At 69.7% G+C, this 7,147-nt stretch carries 7 protein-coding genes; 1 reads left to right on the top strand and 6 read right to left on the bottom strand.

Annotation, left to right across the window (positions count from 1 at the left end; translation table 11 throughout):
- Both ACFVJS_RS12005 and ACFVJS_RS12000 read right to left on the bottom strand, forming a co-directional pair.
- Positions 1–1,259 (bottom strand): deoxyguanosinetriphosphate triphosphohydrolase (locus ACFVJS_RS12005; protein ID WP_378879943.1); only part of this gene is annotated, 1,259 nt, incomplete at its 3' end.
- Between the two features lie 22 nt (positions 1,260–1,281).
- Positions 1,282–1,743, bottom strand: coding sequence for an Rrf2 family transcriptional regulator (locus ACFVJS_RS12000; RefSeq protein WP_378879941.1), 462 nt, complete (start codon positions 1,741–1,743; stop codon positions 1,282–1,284).
- Positions 1,744–1,823: 80 nt separating this feature from the next.
- On the opposite strand from ACFVJS_RS12000, the gene ACFVJS_RS11995 reads away from it, so the two are divergent.
- Positions 1,824–2,666 (top strand): SDR family oxidoreductase, encoded by an 843-nt coding sequence (locus ACFVJS_RS11995; protein ID WP_378879938.1) that lies wholly within the window; start codon positions 1,824–1,826, stop codon positions 2,664–2,666.
- Between the two features lie 133 nt (positions 2,667–2,799).
- On the opposite strand, the gene ACFVJS_RS11990 is transcribed toward ACFVJS_RS11995, so the two are convergent.
- The 4 genes from ACFVJS_RS11990 to ACFVJS_RS11975 all read right to left on the bottom strand — a co-directional run bounded on the left by ACFVJS_RS11990 (position 2,800) and on the right by ACFVJS_RS11975 (position 7,073).
- The gene (locus ACFVJS_RS11990; protein ID WP_378879936.1) at positions 2,800–3,774 is read right to left on the bottom strand and encodes a mucin-2 protein; all 975 of its coding nucleotides are present in this window, start codon (positions 3,772–3,774) and stop codon (positions 2,800–2,802) included.
- A 301-nt stretch (positions 3,775–4,075) separates the two neighbouring features.
- The gene (locus ACFVJS_RS11985; protein WP_378879934.1) at positions 4,076–4,903 is read right to left on the bottom strand and encodes a mucin-2 protein; all 828 of its coding nucleotides are present in this window, start codon (positions 4,901–4,903) and stop codon (positions 4,076–4,078) included.
- 300 nt (positions 4,904–5,203) lie between these two features.
- A complete protein-coding gene (gene dusB, locus ACFVJS_RS11980; protein WP_378879931.1) occupies positions 5,204–6,340 on the bottom strand; it encodes a tRNA dihydrouridine synthase DusB in 1,137 nt (378 codons plus the stop codon).
- Between the two features lie 37 nt (positions 6,341–6,377).
- The gene (locus tag ACFVJS_RS11975; RefSeq protein ID WP_378879929.1) at positions 6,378–7,073 is read right to left on the bottom strand and encodes a hypothetical protein; all 696 of its coding nucleotides are present in this window, start codon (positions 7,071–7,073) and stop codon (positions 6,378–6,380) included.
- Positions 7,074–7,147: the final 74 nt, after the last annotated feature.

Genomic DNA, 7,147 nt, shown 5'->3' with positions numbered 1-7,147 from the left:
GGTCGGGGTGCGGGGGTGGACGCCCGCCGCCTCGTCCGGGCGGTGGGCAGCGCCGTGATGTCGGTGAGCGAGGCGACCTGGTCGATCACGACGCGGAGCCGGGCGGCGTCGTCCGCCGCCGCGCGCCAGTCGTCGGCGAACTGCCGGTCGAGGTCGGCAGGCGCGGTGGCGACGAGATGCTCGACCAGCTCGCCGAGGACGTTGCGCTGGCGGTCCATCTTCGCGGCCCGCTCGTCGGTGCGCATCACATAGTGCGCCGCGATCCCCTTCAGCAGTGCGATCTCCAGGCCGGTCTGCTCCGGCACCACCAGGTCGGCACCGTAGCGGGCATAGGGGCCGCCGCCGGCTGCGTACGTCGCCTCCTTCACGGCACCGCAGAACCGCCCGATGACGTCGGAGGTCAGGTTCTTGAGCATGGCCTGGGACCGGCGGGAGGCGTCGTACGCAGCGCCGTCGGCGATCCAGCAGCCGGCGGCACGGAGGTCGGCGATCGTCGAGACCGCGAGTGCGCGGTCGAAGCCTGGGACATACCAGTCCGAGACCGTCTCGGCGACGCCGTCGAGGTCGAGCCGGGCCAGGTCGATCTTCCCGGCCACGATGCCGTCCTCGACGTCGTGGACGGAGTAGGCGACGTCGTCGGAGAGGTCCATGATCTGCGCCTCGACGCACTGCCGCTGCCCGGCGTCGGCAACGCGCAGCCAGGTGAAGACCGGCAGGTCGTCCTCGTAGACCCCGAACTTCGTGCCCTTCCTCTCCCCGAATCTCCACGGATACTTGGTGCAGGCGTCCAGCGTCGCCCGGGTCAGGTTGAGCCCGACCGAGCGCCCGTCGGCGTCGAACGTCTTCGCCTCGAGACGGGTCAGGATCCGCAGCGTCTGGGCGTTGCCCTCGAACCCCCCGATCCCCTTGGCCCGCTCGGCGAGCACGTTCTCGCCGTTGTGGCCGAACGGTGGATGACCGAGGTCGTGGGCGAGCGCCGCCGTCTCGGCGATGTCGGGCTGCGGAGAGTCGGGCCCGTTCAGGGCACGGGACAGGTCCCGCGCGACCTGGGCGACCTCGAGCGAGTGGGTCAGCCGGTTGCGTACGAAGTCGTCGGCCTGCGGCCCCACGACCTGGGTCTTCGCGGCCAGCCGCCGGGTCGAGGCGGCGTGCACCACGCGAGCTCGGTCGCGCTCGAACTGTGTACGCTCCGGTGCCGCCACCCGCTTGGGCGGTTCGGCGACGATCCGCTCGCGGTCGGCGGCCCCGTATAGCTCCACAGTCGGAGAGGCTATCGCTGACTCATGGCAGGAGCGCGGCGAAGTCGGTCGGGTCGAAGCCGGAGTCGTCGAGGACGTCGTTGAGCGTGATGCCCTCGAGCTCGGCCAGGACGGCCTTGGCGACGCGGCGGTCGAGGTCGGTCAGCACCCCCTGGATGCTGGCGCCGACCGGACAGGCCGGGTTCGGGCCATGGATGCCGAGGACCGGGTCGTCACCCTGCAGCACCTGCCATACCTGGGCGAGGTTGACGACGCCGGGATCCGCGGCGAGCTCCCATCCCCCGTGAGCCCCGGGGCGCGAGCGGACCAGGCCGGCCGCGCGGAGCGGGCCGAGGACCTTGCGGACGTGGACCGGGTTGACCGCGGTGCTTCCGGCCAGCTCGTCGGAGCTGACCGGTGTCGTCCGCCCGGCGGCCGCACAGGACGCGAGGTAGGTCAGGACATGGACAGCCACCGCGAAACGAGTGTTCGTCGGAGTGGCCATACCCCCATCTTGCCTTATTGCCATCGTTATGGCTACATTTATGAAACCGTCATCACCGTGACTACAGATAGGACTCCTCCATGACCATCGCCATCACCGGCGCCTCCGGCCAGCTCGGCCGCCTCGTCGCCGACCAGCTCCTCGACACCGTCGATCCCGCCGAGGTCGTGCTCCTCACCCGCGACCCCGCCAAGCTCGCCGACTACGCCGCTCGCGGCGCCGACGTACGCGCCGCCGACTTCGACAAGCCCGACGAGCTGGTCGACGCCTTCGCCGGCGTCGAGCGCGTCCTGCTGATCTCCACCGATGTCGTCGGCGCGCGCGTCGAGGGCCACCGCAACGCCATCGACGCCGCCGCCAAGGCGGGCGTGCGTCACATCGCCTACACCTCGGTGCCCGAGCCGACCCCGGACAACCCCGCCGGCGTCGTCCCCGACCACGCCGCCACCGAGGAGGCACTGCGCGAGAGCGGCCTGGCCTGGACCATGCTGCGCAACAACCTCTACGCCGACATGCAGGTCGACTCCGTCGCCCAGGCCGCCGCGAGCGGACAGCTCGTCACCAACGTCGGCGACGGCGGCGCGGCCTACGTCACCCGCGCGGACTGCGCCGCGGTCGCCGTCGGCGTGCTGACGAGCGAGGGGCACGAGGGCAAGGCGTACGACGTGACCGGCCCGCACGCCTACACCGCGGCCGACCTGGCCGAGCTCGCCACCAAGCAGTCCGGCAACCCGGTCGAGGTCGTCCAGGTCGACGACGAGGCCTACACCGCCGGCCTGGTCTCCGCCGGCCTGCCGGACTTCATCGCCCCGCTGCTCACCTCCTTCGGTGCCGCCACCCGGCTCGGCAAGCTCGCCACCGTCACCGACGTCGTCGAGAAGATCGGTGGTCGTACGCCGACCCCGCTGAGCGCCCTGATCTGAGCCGCCAGACCCTCCACCGAGTCGGCGCAACTGTCCCACCACACGACGCTGAGTCGGCGCAACTGTCCCAGCACCTTGGGACAGATGCGCCGACTCGGCGGTTCTCGATGAGACAGATGCGCCGGCTCGGCGTTCAGTTGACCGCCACGTGCACGTGGTCGTAGTGGTTGGCGGTGGGGTCGCCACGGTCTTCCATCGGGCGCCAACCCTCGTCGGCACGGACCGGGGTCCAGATGCGCTGGTACCAGATGATGTCGTAGATGTTCAGCTCGGCCGCATGCTCCCGGACGAAGGCGGCGATGGCGTCGCCGAGCTCCTTGTCATCGGTCATGAAGTCGAGCGCCTTGCCGTCGATGTGCTCGCCGTGCGGGTCGTAGCCGTACGTGGTGCCCGAGGCGACAGCGGGGAACGCGTTGCAGACCGCGCGGTAGAGGTCGACGGCGTCGGGGACGAGTCCGTCCTCCACCGAGGAGTCGCCGCACGCGGAGAAGTCCAGGCCCGCCGAGGCGTCCGACGGCGTCGGGGTCGACGTGGGAGCCGGCTCGGGCGGCGGCTCGGGCTTGGTCTTGCCCAGGTTGCCCTCGGGGATCCACACCGGGTTGCCCTCCAAGACGATCTCCTGACGACCGCCCTCGTCGCGCCCGGTGTAGTAGACCGCCCGCCCGAGCTCCAGCGCGCCGAGCTCCTTGGCGCGCTTCCCGTACGACGCGAAGACCGTGACATCCTGCTGGACGTAGCGCAGCACGGCCTTCTGGGCACCGCCGCTGACCGACGTCGGGCGCTCGATCAGCGACTCGATCGGCGCGACCGAGCCCCGGGCGTCGGTCGACGTGCCCGCTCCACGCTCACCGCTGCGGCTGACCGTCTCCTCCCGACCGGTGACCTCGCGGCGGTCGCTCGACATCCGGGTGTCCTCCCGGGTCGTCGGCAGCGCCGGGATCTTCGCCTTGGCATCGGCCTTGGCCTCGATCCGACGGTCGGCCGGCGACGGAAGCCGGAGTCCCGACCTCTCCTCGACCTCGGAGATCACGATGCCGGGGTTCGCCGCGGCCGTCCCAGCGCCGATCGCTCCGCTGGTCGCGAACGTCACGATCCCTGCGGTCGCCATCGCTTTCTTGGTTCTACGGACCGCTCGATAATCGCCTCTGTGGCTGGTGGCCACTGTGCAATCCTTCGCTCGACAATGTGGGGGTCTCGCCCGAGAACGCCCGTTGCCACTCCCCGTTGGAGCTGGGTCGCGAGCCCGGGCACAGCGCCTGAGTCAAGCACACCTGGAGGGGTATCCAGCGATCGTCCCAAGACTTTTGCGAAGTTGTTAACCGGCCGAAAGCCCCGAAAACGCCGGTCAGCCCAGGCTTTGAAGCCCGGGCTGACCGATCTCGCTGCGCGAATTGCGAGGCAATCGCCAACTAGTTAGTCGAAACGTGGACGTGGTCGTAGTGGTTGGCGGTGATGGACCCACGGTCCTCCATGTAGCGCCAGCCCTCCGAGGCACGCACCGGCGTCCAGATCCGCTGGTACCAGATGATGTCGTAGAGGTTGAGCTCGGCTGCGTGCTGCTGCAGGTAGGCCGCGATCGCGTCGCCGAGCGCCTTGTCGGAGGTCATGAAGTCGAGGGCCTTGCCCGAGGTGTGCTCACCGTGGGCGTCCCAGCCGCCGACGGTCATCGAGGCGACCTCCGGGAAGGCGTTGCAGACCGCACGGTAGACGGTGACGGCATCGGCGACCAGGCCACTCTCGACCGAGGAGTCACCGCACGCGGCGGTGTTCACGCCGGCTGCGACGCCGGTGGCCTCGGGCTTCTCGTCGACGAGGTGGCCGGTGGTCACCCAGACGACCTCGCCGTCGTAGATGATCTCGTCACGGCCGGACTCGGTGCGCCCGGTGGCGTAGACCACCTCACCCGCCTCGATCTCGCCGGCCTGGGTGGCGTGCTTGCCGTAGGCGGTCCAGAGGTTGAGCGTCTCGTCGGTCCAGCGCTTGACCGCCTTGGCGGTGCCGGTCTCGACCTGCTCGGGACCCTTGGTCAGCGTCTCGACCGAGGAAACCGACTCGCGGTCGCCTCCGTTGCGGCTGACGACTGTCTCCCGGCGGTCCCCCGCCACGCGCGCGTCGTCACGGGTGCTCGGCACGTCGGCCTTGGTCGAGGAGAGGGAAGCGCCTGCGTTCTTGGCGATCAGCGAGGTCGGCTCCGCGAAAGCGGCTCCGGCACCGACTGCGACTCCGGTCGCGAGCATCGCGACCCCTGCGCTGGCAACTATTGACTTGGTCTTACGGACGGCCCGAGTGTCGCCTCTGTGGCTGCCGGCCACACGCAATTCCTTTGCTCGACTACATGGTCAGTGCCCGAGCGTTTCCCAGGGTTTCATCGGATGAAACCCGTCGGGGAAGGTCCGGGCACGGCATTGAGTACAGCACACACGACACGGGGTATTCCAATTCCGTTGCCGAGTTTTTGCGTTGTTTTGTACCTGTCGAGCGACTGATTCCGAAGCCCTGAAACGCCTGTCCGGACCCGTCAGGACACGCCCCGGAGCTCAGCCTCCGGAGGTCTCCGAGACGGTCTCCGCGAACCCGCAGCCGCGCCCGTCGGCATCGTCGAGCCACCCCTCCGGAAGGACCACCTTGTCGCGCGGCGCGCCCTGCCGTCCACGCGGCGCACCCAGCTGTGACGTGGGGAAAGGCTCGTTCCGGTCGAGCTTGCCGAGCATCTCGTCGAGGTCGGCGAGGCTGTTCACCAGGCCCAGGGTGCGGCGCATCTCGCCACCGGCGCCGAAACCCTTGAGGTACCACGCGATGTGCTTGCGGATCTCCTTGCAGCCGCGCTCCTCGCCCATGTGCTCGCAGAGCAGCTCGGCGTGGCGTCGCATGATGTCCGTCACCTCGCCCAGATTCGGAAGAACGTTCACCGTCTCGCCGGCGAACGCGGCCGCCAGGTCGCGGAAGAGCCAGGGACGCCCGAGGCAGCCGCGGCCGATGACGACACCGTCCACACCGGTCTCCTCGACCATCCGGATCGCGTCGGCCGCCTCCCAGATGTCGCCGTTGCCGAGCACCGGGATGTCGACGGACGCCTTCAACTCCGCGATGGCGTCCCAGTCGGCCGTCCCGGAGTAGGCCTGAGCGACCGTACGTCCGTGCAGCGCAATCGCGGCGGCGCCGCTCTCCTGGGCGATCCGGCCGGCGTCCATGTAGGTCAGGTGGTCGTCGTCGATGCCCTTGCGGGTCTTCATCGTCACCGGCACGCCGTAGGGCTCCGCCGCGCGCACGGCGTGCTCGAGGATCTCACCGAGCAGACCGCGCTTGTAGGGCAGGGCTCCCCCGCCGCCCTTGCGGGTCACCTTGGGCACCGGGCAGCCGAAGTTGAGGTCGACGTGGGCGACCCCGTAGTCGGCGCAGAGGATCTCGGTCGCCTTGCCGACGTAGACCGGGTCGGTGCCGTAGAGCTGCACGCTGCGTACGGTCTCGGCCTCGTCGAAGACGAGCATGTCCTTGGTGTGCTGGTCGCCCTCCACCAGGCCGCGCGAGGTGATCATCTCGCAGACGTAGAGGCCCGCGCCCTGCTCGGCGCACAAGCGCCGGAAGGCGGCGTTGGTGACACCGGCCATCGGCGCGAGCACCACAGGGGTGTCGACGGTCAGGCTGCCGAACTGGAGAGGGCCGGGAAGGGACATGGACCCATTGTCCGGTCAGGGCACGACGTACGGAAAATCAGGAGGACGGCGACGCGGACGAGCTCGGCTTCGCGGAGGGCTTGGGCGCGGCGTAGGGCGTCAGCTCGCCCTCCCAGGTGATCGGGTCGAACTCCTCGAAGGGGCGGAAGCTCACGCCGACGAGCGTGCCCTGGTCGGGGACGAGCATGACCAGGCAGACGTTGGCGGTGGCGCCGGGAGCGAACGGCTTGGGGAACGCCTTGCCGTCGCAGGGCTTGAACGGCTCCTTGAACGCAGCCGCCTCGACCAGGTTGCCCTCGCCGTCGAGACCCCACAGCGGCGCGTCGTAGCCACCCAGGTCGGTCTTGCCCTCGTTCTTGACGGTGGCGCGTACGAAGTACGGCGCGCGGGCCAGCGTCGCCTCGTCGAGCTTCCAGCCGGAGAAGGTCTGCTTGTAGGAGGTCGACTCGAGCTTGGCGACGGTGATCGTGAGCTTGCCGTCGACGCCGTCCTTGGGCGACCACTCGACCGTCGCGCTCTCACCCAGCCTGCGGTCGGCGCCGGGCTCGGTGAGCGCGCCGGCGGAAGGCGAGGCCGACACCGAAGCCGAGGGTGAGGCCGAGGCCGAGGCCGACGCGCTCGCGGACTCCCGGGGCGCGTTCGACCTCGGCGCGGTGCCGCTGCACCCCATCACTGACATGGCCATGACCGCACCGGTGACGGATGCGGCGAGTACGGACCCCGCTCGTTGCATGGGGACATCCTGCCCCACTCATCTGGGAAATCGTGCGACAGGATGCCCCATGCAACGTTTACGACCCGGTAACG

It is taken from the genome of Nocardioides sp. NPDC057772, from assembly GCF_042798075.1.
Lineage (GTDB): Bacteria > Actinomycetota > Actinomycetes > Propionibacteriales > Nocardioidaceae > Nocardioides.
This window is presented reverse-complemented; position numbering and strand designations above follow the sequence as displayed.